At 71.8% G+C, this 18,890-nt stretch carries 17 protein-coding genes and 1 pseudogene; 9 read left to right on the forward strand and 9 right to left on the reverse strand.

The genetic code is table 11. The annotated features are described in order from the left end of the window. Positions 1-65 precede the first annotated feature (65 nt). A complete protein-coding gene (locus ACFYSH_RS05965) occupies positions 66-1,052 on the forward strand; it encodes a DUF5937 family protein (protein ID WP_388751088.1) in 987 nt (328 codons plus the stop codon). Here the strand turns inward: ACFYSH_RS05965 and ACFYSH_RS05970 are convergent. The 3 genes and pseudogenes from ACFYSH_RS05970 to ACFYSH_RS05980 all read right to left on the reverse strand — a co-directional run bounded on the left by ACFYSH_RS05970 (position 973) and on the right by ACFYSH_RS05980 (position 3,147). Further along, on the reverse strand, positions 973-2,304 hold the full coding sequence (locus ACFYSH_RS05970) for a glycosyl transferase (protein WP_388751090.1): 1,332 nt from the start codon (positions 2,302-2,304) through the stop codon (positions 973-975). The genes ACFYSH_RS05965 and ACFYSH_RS05970 overlap by 80 nt on opposite strands. Positions 2,305-2,468: 164 nt before the next feature. After that, positions 2,469-2,800, reverse strand: a pseudogene (locus ACFYSH_RS05975) (MTH1187 family thiamine-binding protein). Next, positions 2,797-3,147, reverse strand: a complete 351-nt coding sequence (locus ACFYSH_RS05980; protein WP_325746621.1) for a DUF3817 domain-containing protein — start codon at positions 3,145-3,147, stop codon at positions 2,797-2,799. The pseudogene ACFYSH_RS05975 and the gene ACFYSH_RS05980 overlap by 4 nt, the downstream one beginning before the upstream one ends. Before the next feature lie 209 nt (positions 3,148-3,356). Between ACFYSH_RS05980 and ACFYSH_RS05985 the strand changes: the two genes are divergently transcribed. From ACFYSH_RS05985 to ACFYSH_RS06000, 4 genes are all read left to right on the forward strand, one after another. Continuing rightward, positions 3,357-3,989: an AIM24 family protein gene (locus ACFYSH_RS05985; protein ID WP_359476832.1), complete on the forward strand. Its 633-nt coding sequence runs from the start codon at positions 3,357-3,359 to the stop codon at positions 3,987-3,989. Then, a complete protein-coding gene (locus ACFYSH_RS05990; protein WP_359476747.1) occupies positions 3,989-4,639 on the forward strand; it encodes an AIM24 family protein in 651 nt (216 codons plus the stop codon). The genes ACFYSH_RS05985 and ACFYSH_RS05990 overlap by 1 nt, the downstream gene beginning before the upstream one ends. Then, entirely contained in the window at positions 4,636-5,412 is a 777-nt protein-coding gene (locus ACFYSH_RS05995; protein WP_359476750.1) for an AIM24 family protein, read from the forward strand. Before ACFYSH_RS05990 ends, ACFYSH_RS05995 begins: the two co-directional genes overlap by 4 nt. A 95-nt stretch (positions 5,413-5,507) precedes the next feature. Continuing rightward, positions 5,508-5,984 (forward strand): MarR family transcriptional regulator, encoded by a 477-nt coding sequence (locus ACFYSH_RS06000; RefSeq protein WP_359476753.1) that lies wholly within the window; start codon positions 5,508-5,510, stop codon positions 5,982-5,984. A 15-nt stretch (positions 5,985-5,999) separates the two neighbouring features. On the opposite strand, the gene ACFYSH_RS06005 is transcribed toward ACFYSH_RS06000, so the two are convergent. Together ACFYSH_RS06005 and ACFYSH_RS06010 are read right to left on the reverse strand one after the other, a co-directional pair. Next, positions 6,000-7,463 carry a HAMP domain-containing sensor histidine kinase gene (locus ACFYSH_RS06005; RefSeq protein WP_359476756.1) on the reverse strand — a complete coding sequence of 488 codons (1,464 nt, stop codon included), beginning with the start codon at positions 7,461-7,463 and terminating at the stop codon, positions 6,000-6,002. After that, positions 7,460-8,119: a response regulator transcription factor gene (locus ACFYSH_RS06010; RefSeq protein ID WP_359476762.1), complete on the reverse strand. Its 660-nt coding sequence runs from the start codon at positions 8,117-8,119 to the stop codon at positions 7,460-7,462. The genes ACFYSH_RS06005 and ACFYSH_RS06010 overlap by 4 nt, the downstream gene beginning before the upstream one ends. 139 nt (positions 8,120-8,258) lie before the next feature. On the opposite strand from ACFYSH_RS06010, the gene ACFYSH_RS06015 reads away from it, so the two are divergent. Continuing rightward, the gene (locus ACFYSH_RS06015; RefSeq protein ID WP_359476765.1) at positions 8,259-8,939 is read left to right on the forward strand and encodes a PepSY domain-containing protein; all 681 of its coding nucleotides are present in this window, start codon (positions 8,259-8,261) and stop codon (positions 8,937-8,939) included. A gap of 179 nt (positions 8,940-9,118) precedes the next feature. Here ACFYSH_RS06015 and ACFYSH_RS06020 read toward each other — a convergent pair whose 3' ends face one another. After that, positions 9,119-9,655 carry a hypothetical protein gene (locus tag ACFYSH_RS06020; protein ID WP_359476768.1) on the reverse strand — a complete coding sequence of 179 codons (537 nt, stop codon included), beginning with the start codon at positions 9,653-9,655 and terminating at the stop codon, positions 9,119-9,121. A gap of 193 nt (positions 9,656-9,848) precedes the next feature. After that, entirely contained in the window at positions 9,849-10,724 is an 876-nt protein-coding gene (locus ACFYSH_RS06025) for a VOC family protein (RefSeq protein ID WP_359476771.1), read from the reverse strand. An 85-nt stretch (positions 10,725-10,809) separates the two neighbouring features. Here ACFYSH_RS06025 and ACFYSH_RS06030 point away from each other — a divergent pair, with 85 nt between their 5' ends. Further along, positions 10,810-11,772 (forward strand): AsnC family transcriptional regulator, encoded by a 963-nt coding sequence (locus tag ACFYSH_RS06030; protein WP_359476774.1) that lies wholly within the window; start codon positions 10,810-10,812, stop codon positions 11,770-11,772. Between the two features lie 269 nt (positions 11,773-12,041). Here ACFYSH_RS06030 and meaB read toward each other — a convergent pair whose 3' ends face one another. Both meaB and ACFYSH_RS06040 read right to left on the reverse strand, forming a co-directional pair. Beyond that, entirely contained in the window at positions 12,042-13,004 is a 963-nt protein-coding gene (meaB, locus tag ACFYSH_RS06035) for a methylmalonyl Co-A mutase-associated GTPase MeaB (protein ID WP_359476777.1), read from the reverse strand. Positions 13,005-13,031: 27 nt separating this feature from the next. Beyond that, positions 13,032-14,234 carry an acetyl-CoA C-acetyltransferase gene (locus ACFYSH_RS06040; RefSeq protein ID WP_359476780.1) on the reverse strand — a complete coding sequence of 401 codons (1,203 nt, stop codon included), beginning with the start codon at positions 14,232-14,234 and terminating at the stop codon, positions 13,032-13,034. 135 nt (positions 14,235-14,369) lie between these two features. On the opposite strand from ACFYSH_RS06040, the gene mce reads away from it, so the two are divergent. Further along, complete coding sequence (gene mce / locus ACFYSH_RS06045; RefSeq protein ID WP_359476783.1) at positions 14,370-14,798, forward strand: methylmalonyl-CoA epimerase; 429 nt, start codon at positions 14,370-14,372, stop codon at positions 14,796-14,798. 233 nt (positions 14,799-15,031) lie between these two features. Then, complete coding sequence (gene scy, locus ACFYSH_RS06050; protein WP_359476786.1) at positions 15,032-18,823, forward strand: polarized growth protein Scy; 3,792 nt, start codon at positions 15,032-15,034, stop codon at positions 18,821-18,823. Positions 18,824-18,890 lie beyond the last annotated feature (67 nt).

Raw genomic sequence — 18,890 nt, forward strand, 5'->3', positions numbered from 1 at the left:
GCGTGGGGGACCGGCCGGGACCGCCATAGACTTTCGGCTCAGACCGAAAGTCGAGTGAGCCGCCCATGCCGTTCCATCTGTACTTCGACGAGAGCGATCTGCTCCGCTGCCGCTTCGCGGTCTCTCCCCTCTGGGAGACGCAGGAGGCCGTGCGTACCCTCTCCCGCCCCGGCCGGCACGGCTACCACCTGCCCTGGCTACGGCGGATCGAGGAAGGGGCCGCCGGACTGGACCTCACGCCGCTGTGGCTGCTGATGCCGGAGCGCGGCCACAACCCGGACTTCATCTGCCCGCCGCCGCTCGGACCGCTCGCCACCTTCTCCGAAGAGGTGGCGGCCGTACGCGCGACTGATCCGGCGACCGCACGTGAGGACATGGCGCTCTCGCTCGCCGATACTCCGCACGGCCTCCACTCCCCCGCCGGCCGGCGGATGCTGGCCGACCCGGCACGGGCGGTCCAGGAGCTGGCGGACCTGTTGGAGCGGGCCTGGCAGGTGATGGTCGAACCGCACTGGCCGCGGTTGCGCGCCCTGCTGGAGGCGGACATCGCCTACCACTCGCGCCGCCTGGCGGAGGCCGGTTTCGAGCGGCTGCTCGGCGAGATCAGCCCTCAGCTGCGCTGGGCGGACTCGACCCTGACGGTGGTCGGCACCAAGGGGAGCCACAGCCGGGTTCTGGGCGGTCAGGGCCTTGTCCTGATGCCCAGCGTCTTCGTGTGGCCGGATGTCGTCGGCGGCTACGAACCTCCCTGGCGGCCCGCCGTGATCTACCCCGCGCGGGGTATCGGCGGGCTGTGGACCGAGTCCGCCGACCGGACACCGGAGACGCTCGCCCGGCTGCTGGGAAGGGCCCGCGCCGACGTGCTGTGCGCCATCGGCGAACCGGCCGGGACGAGCGCGCTCGCCCACCGGCTCGCGCTCGCCCCGTCCTCCGTGTCGGCGCATCTGTCGGTGCTGCGCGCGGCCGGTCTGCTCACCTCACGGCGCTACGGGCATCAGGTGCTGTACGAGCGCACACCGCTGGGCATCGCTCTGGCAGCGCAGGAGTCCTGAGCGGGACCGGCCCGCCCGGTCGCACAGCACTGCCGTTCCCGGGTTCACGCCGCACGGGGAAGGACCGCACGGCGAGCGGCGTGAGGGCGATCACCAGAGCGAGCACGGCCCAGCCGCGGGCGGCCGGGTGGGCGAGGGCCGCAAGGCAGCTCACCACACCGAGCAGCCGGGTGAGGGCGGTCAGGGGGCGGTGGACGAGCAGCAGCGTGTAGCCGAGGAGCCGGCCCGGCGGCATCCGGAACAGTGCCTTCCCGTACTGCCGCAGGAGCGCCCTGCGGGGCCGGTGCGGCCGTCGGCCGGAGCGGTCCGCCGAGGGGACGTGCCCCGCGCGGGAGACCACCGCGTCCTGGGTGTGGACGGAACGCCAGTACCCCCCGGTCCGGGGGTTGCGGCGGCGGTGGATCTCGAGCCCGGTGGCCGTGTCATCGGTGACCGAGTCGCGGAAGCCACCGGCCTGGCGCAGCGCCGTGACGCGTACGACGCTGCCGGGGCCGGTGAACAAGGCCGCACCGTGGCGGTTGCCCACCCGCTGCGCCAGTACCTGGACGTCATGCTCCCCGGCGGGCTCCGGACCGACGACGAACGCGGTGTCCGGGTCCCGGAAGTACCCCGTCATCCGCTCCAGGAAGCCCGGCAGCGGGACGTGGCCGGTGTCCACGGCGGCGAAGAGGTCGTAGGCGTCACCGTGCTTGGCGAGCCAGGCGTTGAGGTTGCCGTGCCTCGTCCCGGCCTGGTGCGGGCCCTGCGCCCGGTTCCACTCGGGCACCCCGAGGCGGGTGAAGTGGTGCACGCCCAGCTCGGCGCAGAGCATCCTGGCCTCCGGGTCGTCCCCCTCGTCGAGCAGCCAGACGTCCAGCGGCCCGGGGGGCCGCATCCGTACGGCACCCTCCAGGCCGGCCCGTACCGAGGAGAGCGGCTCCCCGCCGGGCACGTACGTGGTGAGGAAGGCGACCCGGGTGCCGGCTTCAGGCGGTGGCGGGGCCGGGGCCCCCGCCACCGTGGCGGCGTGCACGACCAGGGCGAGGCCGGCCGCCGCGAACACGGCGAGCAGGCCGAGGGACACCAGCATCACGGCGTCGGCGGGAGAGAGCCACGCCTGGCCGTTCCCGCGTGCGGCCCGGTGGGCGGGGAGGACCAGGACGAGCAGCAGCAGGGCGGCGAGCGTCGGCGGGGTGACCGCTCCTATTCGTCGCCACCCGGTGCGGCCGGTGCGCCGGCTGCGGCGGTCCTGGTCACGTCTTTCCGACGGCATCGCTCCTCCAACGGTCGGATGTACCGGTGACCCCACAGAAGGGGATATCCGGCACCATGGCGACCCGGCAGGTCCGACCGGGCGGTTCCCTTCGCCCGAACGGGACGAGCCCCCGGCGCCGGAGGGCGTGGAGGCTCGTCGTGCGTGCGAGGCGGACGGGGTCGTCAGCCCGCCAGGTGGCGCTCCACCGTCTCGACCTTCGAGGTCAGACCGTCGGTGACACCCGGCCGGATATCGGCCTTCAGTACCAGGGACACGCGGCCGGCGCGTGCCTCGACGGCGGCCACGGCGCGTTTGACCACGTCCTTCCCCAAGCTCTCAACTACGTTCGAGCAGGGGAGACCCCACTCTCGTCCCACTCACCTTCGACCGAGGTGAACATCGCGTCCGTACGGTTGGGCAGCCCGGACTCGCGGACGACCCGGACGGCGTCGGCGACGTACTCACCGACGTCCTCGCCGACGCCCAGCGGGCTGACGGAGAAGGCGACGATCATGCGCTGACCGTCCCCTCGGCGCGGGCACGGGCGGCGATGACGCCGTCGGCCTCGTACTTCTTGAGCAGCTTCTCGCCGTAGAGACCGCCGAAGGGCACGACCGCGAGGAGGAAGAACAGGGCGACGCGCTTGAGGGGCCACTTCGCCTTGACCCACACGTCCAGCAGGAAGATCACGTAGATCGTGAAGAGCAGGCCGTGCAGCGCGCCGAGGGGCGGCATCAGGAAGTCGATGTCCGAGACCCGCATGAGGAGCGAGCCGAAGATGAGGAGCGCCGGGAAGGACAGCGCCTCGGGAAGCGAGATGAGGCGCAGCCGGTGCAGGGCGGAAGCGGTCTTGATGTCCACGAGGGCACCTTCGGTGGGAGGGGCGTGTCGGCTTGTGAAAGCAGGCACAAGCACAGCCATTGTGGCATCGCCCCGGGGCCTGCCCGGCAGTGGGTCCGCGCCGGGCCCGCGTCGCACGTATCCGCGCATATCAGGGTCGTTCCGGGGGGCGCATCGGCCCCAGGGCTCTGTCCGCCGGCCCTCCCTGCGGCTAACGTCGCACCGTGGCGATGTTCCGACTTCAAGGCAGCAAGACGCTCGCCGTCGACCTGACGGGCGACGCCGTCAAGGCGAAGAACGGCGCGATGGTGGCGTACGACGGCCGGATGGCGTTCAAGAAGATGTCCGGCGGCGGTGAGGGCCTGCGCGGCATGGTGACCCGCCGGCTGACCGGCGAGCAGATGGAGATGATGGAGGTGAAGGGACAGGGCACCTGCTATTTCGCCGACCGGGCGACTGAGATCAACCTCGTCTCGCTGCACGGCGAGACGCTGTACGTCGAGTCCAGCAATCTGCTGGCCGCCGACTCCGCGCTGCGCACCGGGACCTCCTTCACGGGCCTCCGCGGCGGGGCGAGCGGCAACGGCCTGTTCACCACGACCGTCGAGGGCACCGGCCAGGCGGCGATCATGTCGGACGGCACCGCCGTGGTGCTGCGGGTGACACCCCAGTACCCGCTGAACGTCGATCCCGGCGCCTACATCGCCCACCAGGGCAGGCTCCAGCAGCACTTCCAGTCCGGGGTAAACTTCCGGACGCTCATGGGCGAGGGGTCGGGCGAGTCCTTCCAGATCCGCTTCGAGGGCGACGGCCTCGTCTACGTACAGCCCAGCGAGCGGAACACCGTCGGGGGCGATGTCTGATGCCGTTCCGTGAGATCAACTCGAAGATGGTCGAGGCCGTGGTGGTCCCCGGCCAGAAGATGTACAGCCAGCGCGGTGCGATGCTCGCGTACCGGGGTGACGTCTCGTTCACCCCGAACATCCAGGGCGGCCAGGGCGGTCTGGGGTCGATGATCGGCCGACGGGTGGCGAACGAGGCGACTCCGCTGATGACGGTCGAGGGCAACGGCACGGTGATGTTCGGCCACGGGGGCCACCACATCCAGGTGATCGGCCTGACCGGCGACACCCTCTACGTGGAGGCCGACCGGCTGCTCGCCTTCGACGGGACGCTCCAGCAGGGCACCATGTTCATGGGCTCGCAGGGCGGGGTGATGGGCATGGTGCGCGGCCAGGTGACCGGGCAGGGCCTGTTCACGACGACGCTCAAGGGACACGGCGCGGTCGCCGTGATGGCGCACGGCGGGGTGATCGAGCTGCCGATCACGCCGGGCCGGCCGGTGCATGTGGACCCGCAGGCCTACGTCGCGCACCACGGTGACGTGACCAACAAGCTGTCCACCGCGCTCGGCTGGCGTGACATGGTGGGGCGGGGTTCCGGCGAGGCGTTCCAGCTGGAACTCAGCGGCAACGGAGCGGTGTACGTCCAGGCGTCGGAGGAGAAGCTGTGAGCACGCCGGTGATCCACGACCCGATGACGCTGCCGTCGGACGACAACGTCAACGCGTACACCTTCTGCGTGGAGCTCAAGGGGAGCCAGTGGTTCCTGCAGAAGGGCAAGATGATCGCCTACTACGGGCAGATCGACTTCAACGGCATCGGGCACGGCCGCTTCGAGCGGCTGATCCGTACGAGCTTCCACTCACCGCTCCACGCGAGCGACTGGGTGGTGGCCGAGGGCAGCGGCAAGATGCTGCTCGCCGACCGGGCCTTCGATGTGAACTCCTTCGACCTGGAGGACGGGAACCTGACGATCCGGTCCGGCAACCTGCTGGCCTACCAGCCGACCCTGGCACTGAAGCAGTCGATCGTGCCGGGCTTCCTGACCCTGATCGGGACGGGGAAGTTCGTCGCCGCGTCCAACGGTCCGGTGGTCTTCATGGAACCGCCGCTCCGGGTGGACCCACAGGCGCTGGTGGGCTGGGCGGACTGCCCCTCGCCCTGCCACCACTACGACCACGGCTACATGACGGGCGTGATTGGCGGGCTGCGCTCGCTGACCGGGATCGGCGGCACCTCGGGTGAGGAGCACCAGTTCGAGTTCGTCGGGGCGGGGACGGTGCTGCTCCAGTCGACCGAGGCGCTGATGCCCGAGCACGCGACCGGCGCCGTCCCGCACGAGCCGGGCGTGCCGGGTGGCGGGCCCGGGAGCGGTGGTCAACATGGCTCCGCACCCCGCATGCCCGGTCAGCTGGGGGACCTCCAGCGTCGCTTCGGGCTGTGAGCGGTAGTCTGCGGAGTGTGACGCCGGCAGGTGCGTGCGCCGTGTCACACCCTCAAACTTCGTCCGGCTTTCAACATCTTAGGTAGAATTCATACATGGAGACCGAGACGGCCACACGCTGGCTTACCGATGCGGAGCAGTGCGCCTGGCGCACCCACCTGGACGTCAGCAGGCTGCTGACGCATCAGCTGGAGAAGGACCTCCAGCCGTTCGGCCTGACCATGAACGACTACGAGATCCTGGTCAACCTCTCGGAGTCGGACGACCAGCGCATGCGGATGAGCGATCTCGCCGCCGCCACCCTGCAGTCCAAGAGCAGGCTCTCGCACCAGATCACCCGCATGGAGAACGCCGGCCTGGTGCGGCGCGAGCACTGCGAGTCGGACCGGCGCGGACTGTTCGCGGTCCTCACGGAGCTGGGCGGCGAGACGATGCGCAAGGTCGCGCCCCGTCATGTCGAGTCGGTGCGCAGGCACTTCATGGACCTGCTCTCCCCCGAAGAGCTGGCCGGACTGCACTCGGCACTGACCCCGATCGCGGACCACCTGCGCGGGCGGCGCGGCAAGCCGTAGCCCGGACGACAGCTCTCAGCCGTCCTCCGTCGTCCCCTCCCGCCCGTCCTGCGGCTTCCCCGGCAGCCGCAGGGTGAACCGCGCGCCGCCGCCCGGCCCCTCGTCCACCGTGAGTGTGCCTCCGTGCCGGGCGGCCACGTCACGGGCGATGGCCAGTCCGAGCCCGGCTCCGCCGTCGTCACGGCTGCGGGCGTCGTCCAGCCGCACGAAACGCTCGAAGATCCGGTCCCGCTCGGCCTCGGGCACGCCCGAGCCGTCGTCGGTGACCTCCACGAGCACGTCACCGCCGTCCGCCCGCACCGACACGGCGACCGAACGCTCCGCGTGGCGCTGTGCGTTGTCCAGCAGATTGCCGACGACCCTGGCCAACTGGCCGCGCGAACCGGCGACTTCGAGTGGTCCACCGCCGTCGGAGACGGACACGTGCGGCGGGATCCGGTCCGAGCGCTGGGAGACCTCCTCGCGGACCAGCGCGTCCAGGCCGACCGCCGCCCGCCCCGGCCGCTCCCCCGCGTCCAGCCGGGCGAGCAGCAGCAGATCGGCGGCCAGCACCTGCAGCCGTACGGTGTCGGCGACCGCGCCGGGCACGTCCAGCAGCTCCGGGTGGGCCTCCCCCACCTCCAACTGGGTGCGCAGCGAGGCGATCGGGCTCCGCAGCTCGTGCGAGGCGTCGGCGACGAAGCGCCGTTGCCGGTCGACCGAGGCCTCCAGCACGGTGAGGGTCTCGTTGGTCGTACGGGCCAGCCGCGCGATCTCGTCCCCTGAGTCCGGCTCGGGCACCCGGCGGCTGAGGTCCTCGGAGGCGGTGATCGCGGCCATCTCCTGCCGGATGCCCTCGACCGGGCGCAGTGCGCGCCGGGTGACCAGCCAGGTCACGCCGGCGACGACGAGCAGCATGACGGGCAGCCCTGTCAGCATCGAGGTCCGTACGGTGTTCACGGCCTCCTGCTCGGCCGCGAGCGGGGCGCCCGCGTGGACGGTCAGGGTCACGTCCTGCCCGGTGGTCACCTCGACGGCGGCGAAGCGGTAGTCCGCCGTCCCGCCGTCGACGGTGGCGGTGCCGTTCGTGAAGTCCGGCGGGTCGGAGGAGACCTCACCGCGGGGCGGGTCGCTCCCGTCGTCGTCCTCGTCATCGTCGTCGTCACCCGGACTCGGGGCCGGCGCCGGGGAGACCGGCACGACCTGTGACGTCCCCGTCCCCGAGATCGCCTCCAGCTCCTTGGAGACGGCCACCACGCGCCCCTCCTGGTCCGTCACCTGGACGGGGTGGGTGTCGTCGTCGCCCGGCTCCAGCTCCGCGTACGTCGCCCCGAGGGCCAGTTCCCCGGCCACCTCACGTGCGGTCACCTCGGCCTCCAGTCCCGCCCGGTCCGTCAGGTTGCCGCGCAGCACCGCCAGGACGGCCAGCCCCGCGACGGTCAGCGCGACGGCGACCACCAGGGTGGCGCCCAGGGCGGCCCTGGCCCGTACGGACCTCACAGCGCCTCCAGCCGGTAGCCCGCGCCCCGTACGGTACGGATCGACGCGGCGCCGATCTTGCGGCGCAGGGTGCTGATGTAGACCTCGACGATGTTCGGGTCGCCTTCGTAGGCGAAGTCCCAGACGTGCTCCAGGATGTCGGCCTTGCTGACCACCTCGCCCGCGCGCAGCACGAGCTGTTCCAGGACGGCGAACTCCTTGGCGGTGAGCGCGATTTCGTCCTCGCCCCGGTGGACCCGCCGGGCGGCGGTGTCCATGCGCAGCGTGCCGGCGGTCAGCACCGGCGAGGCGGAGCCGCCACGGCGGCGCAGCAGCGCCCGGATCCGGGCGACGAGCACGACGTACGAGAACGGTTTGGTCAGGTAGTCGTCGGCGCCCGTGTCGAGGCCCTCCGCCTCGTCGTACTCCCCGTCCTTCGCGGTCAGCATCAGGATCGGCATCTCGTGCCCCGCGGCGCGCAGGGCCGCGCAGATCCGGTAGCCGTTCATCCCGGGCAGCATGATGTCGAGGACCACGAGGTCGTGGACGCCCTGGCCGGCCAGGTGCAGCCCCTCCAGGCCGTCGTGCACGACATCCACGGCGAAGCCCTCGGCGGTGAGTCCCCGCGCGAGGGACGTCGCGAGACGCTTCTCGTCCTCCACGATCAACAGGCGCATGGGGACAGCTTCCCGCACCGAAGCTGAAGAAGCCTTCAGGTGCCTTCAGGCTGCGTTCAGCATCGCCGGGCCAGTGTGGGTCCTGTCGCTCGGCACAGCGGAGCACAGCACAGCACATCCCATCGGGGAGGAACCCACCATGAAGCGCAACATCGCCGTCGCCACTCTCACCGCGGCCGTACTGGTCGGTGGCGGGCTCGCCGCCACCGCGGCCTTCGCGGACTCCGGCAGCAGCGGGACCGACGAGCGGACGGCCGTGGCGGACCGTGCGGTCGTGGCCGACCGGGCAGCCGGGAACACCGTGGAGCACAAGACCGGGCCGAAGGCGGAGCGGCTCACCGTGGACGAGGCCGTCGGCGCCGCCCTGAAGGCCGTCCCCGGCACGGTCACCGAGGCCGAGCTGGACGAGGACGACGACGACCGCGACCGCGCTGTCTGGGAGCTCGACGTGTACGGATCCGACAAGGTCTGGCACGACGTGACGGTGGACGCGCGGAACGGCACGGTGCTGTCCGACCGCGAGGACGACGGCAACGACGACCGCGACCGGCACGCGCCCCGTTCGGCGGCCGTGTCCCTGGACGCGGCGGTGAAGGCCGCGCTCGGCGCGCAGCCCGGCACGGTGACGTCGGTCGACCTGGACGACGACGACGACGACAACGGCAAGGCCGGTGCGCCGCGCTGGGACGTCGACGTCGCAGGCAAGGACGGCAAGGAGCACGAGCTGCGCGTCGATGCCGGGAGCGGCAAGGTCACCGTGGACCAGGAGGACGACAACGACGGTGACGACGACAACGACGACAACGGCGACGACGACTGATCCTCACGCCCGGCGGTCCTGTCCGGCTCCGCCTCAGGGCGCGAAGCCGGACAGGACCCTGCCGTCCGCGTCCACCAGTCTGCCGGCACTCGCCCCAGTGATCACGAACCCCACGGTGAGGGGTTCCCTCCCGTCGGTGTGTCGTGCCGTGTCTTCTCCTGGTTCCCCGGTGGCCATTTTCACCGGTTCGCTGTGGTGTCGTGGGGTCCGGGCAGGGCCGCGGCCGGCAGTCGCCGGGAGGAGGCCCTGTGAGTGGCTGTAGCCGCCCACAGCGCGATGGCGATGAACAGCAGCTGCTCAGGAACCCTGAACCACAACGGCGTCGCCGGATCGCCGTTGAGCGGGATGTCCTCGATGGCGGCGTAGATGTTGGCTGGGAGCATCAGCACGAAGAGTGCGGCCAGGCCTATCCCGGCCGGCGAGCGTGTCGTGGTCCGGACGAGCCCTGCGGCGCCGAGGAGCTCCAGCACACCGGTCACGTAGACCATCGTGCGGGGAAACGGCACGAACGGCGGGACCATGGCTGCCAGATCGTCGTGGCTGGGCATCACGGTGACGCCTGACGGGAGGAAGTGCGCGGTCGCGGTGGCCACGAGCATGACCGCCAGGCCGTGGATGGCGCCGGCCCGCCAGGTCGCGAACCGCCTGATCCCCAGCACGCCGAGCAGGCGGAATCCCAGCGCCGGGCCGAGGAGGAGCAGAAGGGTTGTGAACATGGGCCCTCCAAAGGGGGTGAGAACGTGCAGACGAGCAAGCCACGGTTTTCCTTACGGGGCGTCCGGTCGTCCGGCTGCCGTTCGGGTCGGCTGCGGGTGCACGAAGGGCGTTGCACATACGCGCAGGGTGCGCTGCGAGCAACCTGACCTTCGGGTGACGAACTTCAGGAGCTCGTGTGGGCCGACGCGGCGTTCAGCCGGCGGCGAAGAACAGGCCTGCTCCGTACGCGTGGCGCGCGGAGACGAAGAACCCGTAACCGGTCGACCGGGTCGCGGTGCCGCCACTTTCGATGATTTCGCGGGCGTCGTCGACGTCATCGACCAGGACGGTCATGGCGGCCAGGTAGGACGGGGCCGGGACCGGTTCGCCGGGCAGCACCTCTTCGGCGTCCGAGGCGCGGACGATCTCCAACCGCGCAGCCGACATCTCCAGCGCGGTGATCGGACCGCAGTGCTCGGGGGTTGCCCGCAGCATGCGGACGTACCGGTTCGTGATCGCGTCGTACTCGGCGTCGTCGGCCACCATGAGCACGGCACCGAGGCCGCGCGCGCCGTTGCGGTGGCTGAGATAGCGCGGCTGGTGCACGTACCGGCGGGTGAGGTGCTGAGCGATCCCCAGGTAACCCTCCGGGGTTGAGCGCGGATCGATGTGCACGGCGCGGGCCCGGACCGTGCGCGTCCCTTCCTCGGTGTCGACGTCTCGCTCCAGTTCCAGCACGCCCGAGGTGCGGAGACCGGCGGCGACCAGTCGCTGGCCGGCGAATTCGGCGTCGTCGGTGTCGAGGTCGAGCAGCCTGAAGCCCTCGTACTCGTCGGCCATCGCCTTGGTGTGCCAGGGGTCGGGCGCGGACTCGTCCACGATCCCGAGCAGTTCGATGTACGACCTACCGAAGAGTGCGCAGCGGTTGGCTGTGCAGCCGGGCATCGGTGCCTGGCCGGGCCGTCCGCCCAGCAGGTGCTGTGAGCGAGGGCTGAGAGTGAACCCGAACGAGGCATAGGCCCGCTCAAGCCCGTCGAGGTCCCGGGTCAGGATCCCGGCGTGATGGATGCCTTGGATGTCACGTGTCATGGGGCTGATACTCCGTCGGCCACCCGTGCCTGACCTCCGACTGTCGCCGCCGCGCCGCTATCCGACACCGGACTACACTGCCCAGGTGGATTCGGTCACACTGGACCTGCTTGATCTGCGGCTGCTGCACGCGCTCCAGCTCGACGGGCGCGCCGCCTTCAGCAGGATCGCGGATGTTCTCGGCGTCTCCGACCGCACCGTGGCCCGCCGCTTCGGCAGGCTCCGCACCGCGGGGGCAGCCCGAGTGGCCGGCGTGCCCGTCAGCCGCCGCACCGGCCATGCCGAATGGCTGATACGCCTGCGGGGCCTGCCATCCGCCACCGCACCGCTCGCCCGCACGTTGGCCCGCCGCCAGGACACCGCCTGGGTGACCGTCGTCTCCAGTGGCACCGAGATCGTCTGCATCTTCCGCGTCGCCGACCAGGGCCCGGCGCCCCTGGAAGCGCTGGACCGCCTGCCCCAGATCACGCAGGTCGACGCACAACGGCTGCTACGCCCCGTGATGGACCACCGCTGGACCGGCCGGACCTCGGCGCTCACCGCCGATCAGATGGCAGCACTGCGGCCACCGGCCGCTGCGGGTACCGGGCCAGTCCACCTGACCGATCTCGACCGCCGACTGCTCCCCGCTCTCGCTGCGGACGGCCGCGCCGCCTACCCGCACCTCGCCCGCCAGGTCGGCTGGTCGGAATCCGCCGTCCGCCGCCGTCTGGAAGAGCTCCGCCGTACCGGCGTACTGCAACTCGACGTCGAGGTCGATCCAGCCCTGTTCGGTTTCTCCGCCCAGTGCCTGCTCTGGCTGACCGTCACACCCGCCCGGCTCGACAGCGTCGCCAGGTCCCTGGCCGCCGACCCCGAAGCGGCCTTCGTCGGCACCACGACCGGCACCCACAATCTGATCGCCATCGCCGTCTGTCGGGACGCCGACGCCCTTCACACCTACTTCACCGACCGCATCGGCTCCCTCGGCGGCGTCGACCACATGGAAACAGCTCTGATCACCTCGTATACCAAACGAGCCGCCCCTACGCCGTGGCACGCGCGTTGATCGAAACGCCGGCCGCCCTTACGAGGAAGAGCCCCTTTGATCCTCGCGCCGGAGTCGCGGCGAACACCTCTCGCGTGATGGTCCCGGCACGCGTCCCCCGAGGTGCTTTGAACGGGAACGCCACCCAGCCCTCCCCGGCGGGCCGCACCTGATCACGCGTCGCAGGACGGAGTGGCAGGGCGGACGTGCACCCGTCCGGCCGTACGTACGCGGCACGGGAGACGTGGCTGGGGCGGCTCCCGGGCGGCCCGCACGCCGCCCGGGAGCCGTCAGTTCCCGCTGGTGAGTCCCGCGACCAGCTCGTCCGCCGCCGCGTACGGGTCGAGGCCGCCGGCCACGATCCGTGCCGCGAGGGCGTCCAGCCGGCGGTCGCCGTGCAGATCGGCGATCCGCTCACGGAGCGCGGTGACGGCGATCGTCTCGACCTCGCGGGCCGCTCGCGCGGCACGCCGCTCGGCCAGGACGCCGTGCTCCTCCATCCACGCCCGGTGCTTCTCCAGGGCCTCGACGACCTCGTCGACGCCCTCGCCCCGGGCGGCGACCGTCTTCACGATCGGCGGCCGCCAGTCACCGGGCCCCCGGGCTTCCCCCAGGCCCAGCATGTGGTTGAGCTCGCGGGCGGTGGCGTCGGCGCCGTCCCGGTCGGCCTTGTTGACGACGTAGACGTCGCCGATCTCCAGGATCCCGGCCTTCGCCGCCTGGATGCCGTCGCCCATGCCGGGGGCGAGGAGGACGACGGAGGTGTCGGCCTGGGAGGCGATCTCCACCTCCGACTGGCCGACCCCCACCGTTTCCACGAGGATCACGTCGCAGCCCGCCGCGTCCAGCACCCGGATCGCCTGGGGTGCCGACCACGCGAGGCCGCCCAGGTGGCCCCGGGTGGCCATCGAGCGGATGTAGACGCCCGGGTCGGAGGCGTGCTCCGACATCCGGACCCGGTCCCCGAGCAGCGCGCCCCCGGAGAACGGCGACGACGGGTCGACGGCCAGGACCGCGACCCGTTTGCCGGCCTTGCGGTACGCGGAGACCAGCGCCGAGGTCGAGGTGGACTTGCCGACACCCGGCGAGCCGGTCAGGCCGACGACGTAGGCACGGCCGGCGAGGGGTGCCAGGGCGGCCATCACCTCGCGCAACCGGGGCGAGGCCCCCTCCACCAGGGAGATGAGCCGGGCCACCGCACGCGGCCTGCCCTCGCGTGCCTGCTCGACCAGGGTGGGGACGTCCACCTTCACGCTCGGCCTCCTCGCTCGCCGTACCGGTTACTTGCCCGGTACGCGGATGATCAACGCGTCGCCCTGACCGCCACCGCCGCACAGGGCGGCCGCCCCGGTACCACCGCCGCGCCGCTTCAGCTCCAGCGCGAGGTGCAGCACCACACGGGCGCCGGACATGCCGATGGGGTGGCCGAGCGCGATGGCGCCGCCGTTGACGTTGACCTTGTCGGAGGTGACGCCGAGGTCCTTCATCGACTGGACCGCGACGGCCGCGAAGGCCTCGTTGATCTCGATGAGGTCGAGGTCCTCGACGCCGATGCCCTCCTTCTTCAGGGCGTGCCGGATGGCGTTGGACGGCTGCGACTGGAGCGAGTTGTCCGGGCCCGCCACGTTGCCGTGGGCGCCGATCTCGGCGATCCAGTCCAGGCCGAGCTCCTCGGCCTTCGTCCTGCTCATGACGACGACGGCGGCGGCGCCGTCGGAGATCTGCGAGGAGGTGCCCGCGGTGATCGTGCCGTCCTTGGTGAAGGCGGGGCGCAGCTTCCCGAGGGACTCGGCGGTCGTCTCGGGACGGATGCCCTCGTCCTTGGAGAAGAGGACCGGGTCGCCCTTGCGCTGCGGGATCTCGACCGGGGTGATCTCGGCCTCGAAGACGCCGTTCTTCTGGGCGGCGGCGGCGCGCTGGTGGGACTGGGCGCCGATCTCGTCCTGGTCGGCGCGGGCCAGGCCCAGGCGGGTGTTGTGCTTCTCGGTGGACTCGCCCATCGGGATGTTCTCGTAGGCGTCGGTCAGGCCGTCGTACGCCATGGAGTCGAGCATCTCGATCGCACCGTACTTGTATCCCTCGCGGGACTTCGGCAGCAGGTGCGGGGCGTTTGTCATGGACTCCTGGCCGCCGGCCACCACGACGTCGAACTCACCGGCGCGGATCAGCTGGTCCGCGAGCGCGATCGCGTCGAGTCCCGACAGGCACACCTTGTTGACGGTGAGGGCGGGGACGTTCAGCGGGATTCCGGCCTTGACCGCGGCCTGACGTGCCGGGATCTGCCCTGCCCCGGCCTGGAGCACCTGGCCCATGATCACGTACTCGACCTGGTCGCCGCCGATGCCGGCCCGGTCCAGCGCCGCCTTGATGGCGACACCTCCGAGGTCGGCCCCGGAGAAGCTCTTCAGGGAGCCGAGGAGCCGGCCCATGGGCGTCCGCGCGCCCGCGACGATCACTGAGGTGGTTCCGGTCGTTCCAGACATGAGGCGCAGCCCCTTGGGATCGGTTGTGAACGAGGGTTTACCTGAATGTACTGAGCGGTACGGCGCCCGTCATCCGGCTGTCGGTGTGATCGCGCGCACGTTGCGTAACCGACCCCGGGGCGCTGCACTGGTTCCATGCTGACGCGAATCGACCACATCGGAATCGCCTGTTTCGACCTCGACAAGACGGTGGAGTTCTATCGTGCGACCTACGGCTTCGAGGTGTACCACTCGGAGATCAACGAGGAGCAGGGCGTCCGGGAGGCCATGCTGAAGATCAACGACACCTCCGACGGTGGGGCTTCCTACCTCCAGCTGCTGGAGCCGACCCGTGAGGATTCGGCCGTCGGCAAGTGGCTGGCGAAGAACGGCGAGGGTGTGCACCACATCGCGTTCGGGACCGCGGACGTCGACCAGGAGGCCGCGGACATCCGGGGGAAGGGTGTCCGGGTGCTGTACGACGAGCCCAGGACCGGATCGATGGGTTCCCGGATCACCTTCCTGCACCCCAAGGACTGCCACGGCGTGCTGACCGAACTGGTCACCTCGGCAAAGGAGCACTGACCCGACGGATACCCGGCCCGGTAGAGTGGGCGGTTCCGGGCCGGGGCCGGGTCGGGGCCGTGCCGTTGGTCTGTCACCATTCCCCGGGGGACCGCTCGCCGGAGAGCGGTCCTCGTACGGAGAATTGCGACCAGGGTTGGGGCCTCCCCCTGCTCAGTGGGGCATCCCCTGCTCGAACGAAGTCGAGAGCGTGGGGAAGAAGTTGAGAGCTCGGGGAAGGATGGGACCGCGCAGTGCGGGGCTACGAGAGCCAGCAGAGCCACCGAGCTGACGACGACCATCTCTCGAGGTTCGAAGCCGAGATGGACCGGCTGAAGACCGACCGGGAGAAGGCCGTCCAGCACGCCGAGGACCTCGGTTACCAGGTCGAGGTCTTGCGCGCCAAGCTGCACGAGGCGCGGCGCAATCTGGCGACCCGTCCCGCACACGACAGCGCGGACGTCGGCTACCAGGCCGAACAGATGCTCCGTAACGCCCAGATCCAGGCAGATCAGCTGCGTACGGACGCCGAGCGCGAGCTGCGTGAGGCCAGGGCGCAGACGCAGCGCATCCTGCAGGAGCACGCGGAACATCAGGCGCGTCTCCAGGCGGAGTTGCACGCAGAAGCGGTGCAGCGGCGCCAGCGGCTCGACCAGGAGCTGGCGGAGCGCCGGCAGACCGTCGAGTCCCACGTCAACGAGAACGTCGCCTGGGCCGAGCAGTTGCGGGCCAGGACCGAGTCGCAGGCCCGCCGTCTCCTGGACGAGTCGCGTACGGAGGCCGAGCAGTCGCTGGCGGCCGCCCGCGCCGAGGCCGCCCGGCTCGCCGACGAGACCCGTCGGCGCCTCAACTCCGAGGCGGAGTCGGCGCGTGCCGACGCGGAGGCGACCCTCCTGCGGGCCCGCCGGGACGCCGAGCGGCTGCTGGAGGCCGCCTCCTCGCAGGCCCAGGAGGCCACGGGTCACGCCGAGCGGCTGCGCTCGACGGCCACCGCCGAGACCGAGCAGACCCGGCAGCAGACCGCCGAGCTGAACCGCGCGGCCGAGCAGCGCATGCAGGAGGCCGAGACCCGGCTGCGCGAGGCCCGGCTGGAGGCCGAGAAGGTCCTCTCCGAGGCGAAGGAGGCCGCGGCCAAGCGGCTGGCCGGCGCCGAGTCGCAGAACGAGCAGCGCACCCGTACGGCCAAGACCGAGATCGCCCGGCTGGTCGGCGAGGCCACGCAACAGTCCGAGACGCTCAAGGAAGAGGCCGAGCAGGCCCTGGTCGACGCCCGGGCGGAGGCCGAGCGGGTGGTCGCCGAGGCCGCGGAGAAGGCCCGCACCGTGGCCGCCGAGGACGCCGCGGCTCAGCTCGCGAAGGCGGCCAGGAGCGCCGAGGAGGTCCTGACCAAGGCCTCCGACGACGCCAGGTCCACCACCAAGGCCGCCGGTGAGGAGGCCGACCGGATCCGCCGTGAGGCCGAGGCCGAGGCGGACCGGCTGCGCGGGGAGGCCGCCGAGCAGGCCGACCAGCTCAAGGGTGCGGCCAAGGACGACACCAAGGAGTACCGGGCCAAGACCGTCGAGCTGCAGGAGGAGGCCCGCCGTCTCCGTGGCGAGGCCGAGCAGCTGCGCTCGGAGGCCGTCGCCGAGGGCGAGCGCATCCGCGGAGAGGCCCGCCGGGAGGCCGTCCAGCAGCTCGAGGAGGGTGCCCGCACCGCCGAGGAGCTGCTCACCAAGGCCAAGGCCGACGCAGAGGAGCTCCGGACCTCCGCGGGCACCGAGAGCGAGCGCGTCAGGACCGAGGCGGCCGAGCGCGCCGCCACCCTGCGCAAGCAGGCCGAGGAGGCGCTCGAGCGCAGCCGTGCCGAGGCGGAGAAGCTGCGCGCCGAGGCCGAGGAGCAGGCGGCCGCCCTGACCGCCGCGGCGGAGACGGCGGCCGAGGCTCTGCGCGAGGAGACCGAGCAGGCCGTGGAGGCCCGCAAGGCCGAGGCTGCCGACGAGTTGGCGCGGCTGCGCACCGAGGCGGAGTCCCGGGTCACGGCCGCCGAGACGACGCTCGGCGAGGCACGCGCCGAGGCGGAGGGGCTCCGCCGCGAGACGAGCGAGGAGTCCGAGCGGCTGCGCGCGGAAGCCGCCGAGCGGATCCGCACCCTCCAGGAGCAGGCCACCGCGGAGGCCGACCGCCTGCGCACGGAGGCCGCCGCGGACGCCGCGCAGTCCCGCGCCGAAGGCGAGAACGTCGCCGTACGGCTGCGCAGCGAGGCCGCCGCCGAGGCGGAGCGGCTGAAGACCGAGGCGCAGGAGAGCGCCGACCGGGTGCGTTCCGAGGCCGCGGCCGCCGCCGAGCGGGTCGGCACGGAGGCCGCCGAGGCCCTGGCCGCCGCCCAGGAGGAGGCCAACCGCCGTCGCCGTGCCGCCGAGGAGACACTCACCTCGGCGCGCGCCGAGGCGGAGCAGGAGCGCGAGCGCGCCCGCGAGCAGAGCGAGGAGCTCCTCGCCTCCGCCCGCAAGCGGGTCCAGGAGGCCCAGGCCGAGGCACAGCGGCTGGTCGAGGAGGCGGAGAGCCGGGCCGCCGAGCTCGTCTCCGCCGCCGAGCAGACCGCCCAGCAGGTGCGGGATTCCGTCGCCGGGCTGCAGGAGCAGGCGGAGGAGGAGATCGCCGGGCTGCGGTCCGCCGCCGAGCACTCCGCCGAGCGTACGAGGACCGAGGCCGAGGCGGAGGCGGACCGGGTCAGGTCCGACGCCTACGCCGAGCGTGAGCGGGCCACCGAGGACGCCAACCGCATCCGTCAGGTCGCGCACGAGGAGTCGGAGGCCGCGAAGGCCCTGGCCGAGCGGACGGTCTCCGAGGCCATCGCCGAGTCGGAGAAGCTGCGTTCGGACACCTCGGCGTACAGCCAGCGGGTCCGTACGGAGGCGTCCGACGCCCTCGCGTCCGCGGAGCAGGACGCCGCGCGCGCCCGCGGTGAGGCCCGTGAGGACGCCAACCGGATCCGTTCCGAGGCGGCGGCGCAGGCCGACCGGCTCATGGCCGAGGCGACGAGCGAGAGCGAGCGCGTCCGTACCGAGGCCACCGAGCAGTCGGAACGCTTCATCGGAGAGGCGACCGACGAGGCGGAGCGGCTGCGCGCGGAGGCGGCGCAGACCGTCGGTTCGGCCCAGGAGCACGCGGCGCGTACCCGCGAGGAGTCGGAGCGGCTGCGCACCGAAGCCGAGGCCGCGGCGGAGCAACTGCGCGCTGAGGCCCGCCAGGAGGCGGACCGGCTGCTGGACGAGGCGCGCGAGGCCGCGGCGAAGCGCCGCGCCGACGCCGCCGAACAGGCCGACCAGCTCGTCAACAAGGCGCAGGAGGAGGCGCTGCGCGCCGCCACCGAAGCCGAGGAGCAGGCCGACAGGATGGTCGGCGCCGCCCGCAACGAGGCCGTGCGGATCACCTCGGAGGCGACGGTCGAGGGCAACTCCCTGGTGGAGCGGGCCCGTACGGACGCCGACGAGCTGCTCGTCGGCGCCCGCCGGGACGCCACCGCGACCCGGGAGCGGGCGGAGGAGCTCAGGGCCCGGATCGAGAGCGAGGTCGAGGAGCTGCACGAGCGTGCGCGGCGCGAGACCTCCGAGCAGATGAAGACGGCGGGCGAGCGCGTCGACAAGCTGATGAAGGCGGCGACGGAGCAGCGGGCCGAGGCCGAGGCCAAGGCCAAGGAGTTGCTGTCGGACGCGAACTCGGAGGCGAGCAAGGTCCGTATCGCCGCCGTGAAGCGCGCAGAGTCGCTCCTCAAGGAGGCCGAGACCAAGAAGGCCGAGCTGACGCGGGTGGCCGAGAAGCTGCGCGCCGACGCCGAGGCCGAGGCGAAGCAGATCGTCGACGACGGCCGCCGGGAACTCGACCTGCTGGTCCGCAGACGCGAGGACATCAACACGGAGATCTCCCGTGTCCAGGACGTCCTCGAAGCGTTGGAGTCCTTCGAGGCTCCGGGTGGATCGGGCAAGGGATCGGGCGGCGCCTCCGGCGTCAAGGCCGGCGCGGCGGCCGGCAACCGCTCGGGGGGCAAGGCGTCGGACGGGTAGGGACTCACCCGTTTTGCCATGCACATTCAAGCCTTCCGGCCGCAAGCGCTCCGGGGGGCAGCCACTC

This window comes from Streptomyces sp. NPDC005791 (assembly GCF_042871485.1).
Classification (GTDB): Bacteria; Actinomycetota; Actinomycetes; order Streptomycetales; family Streptomycetaceae; genus Streptomyces.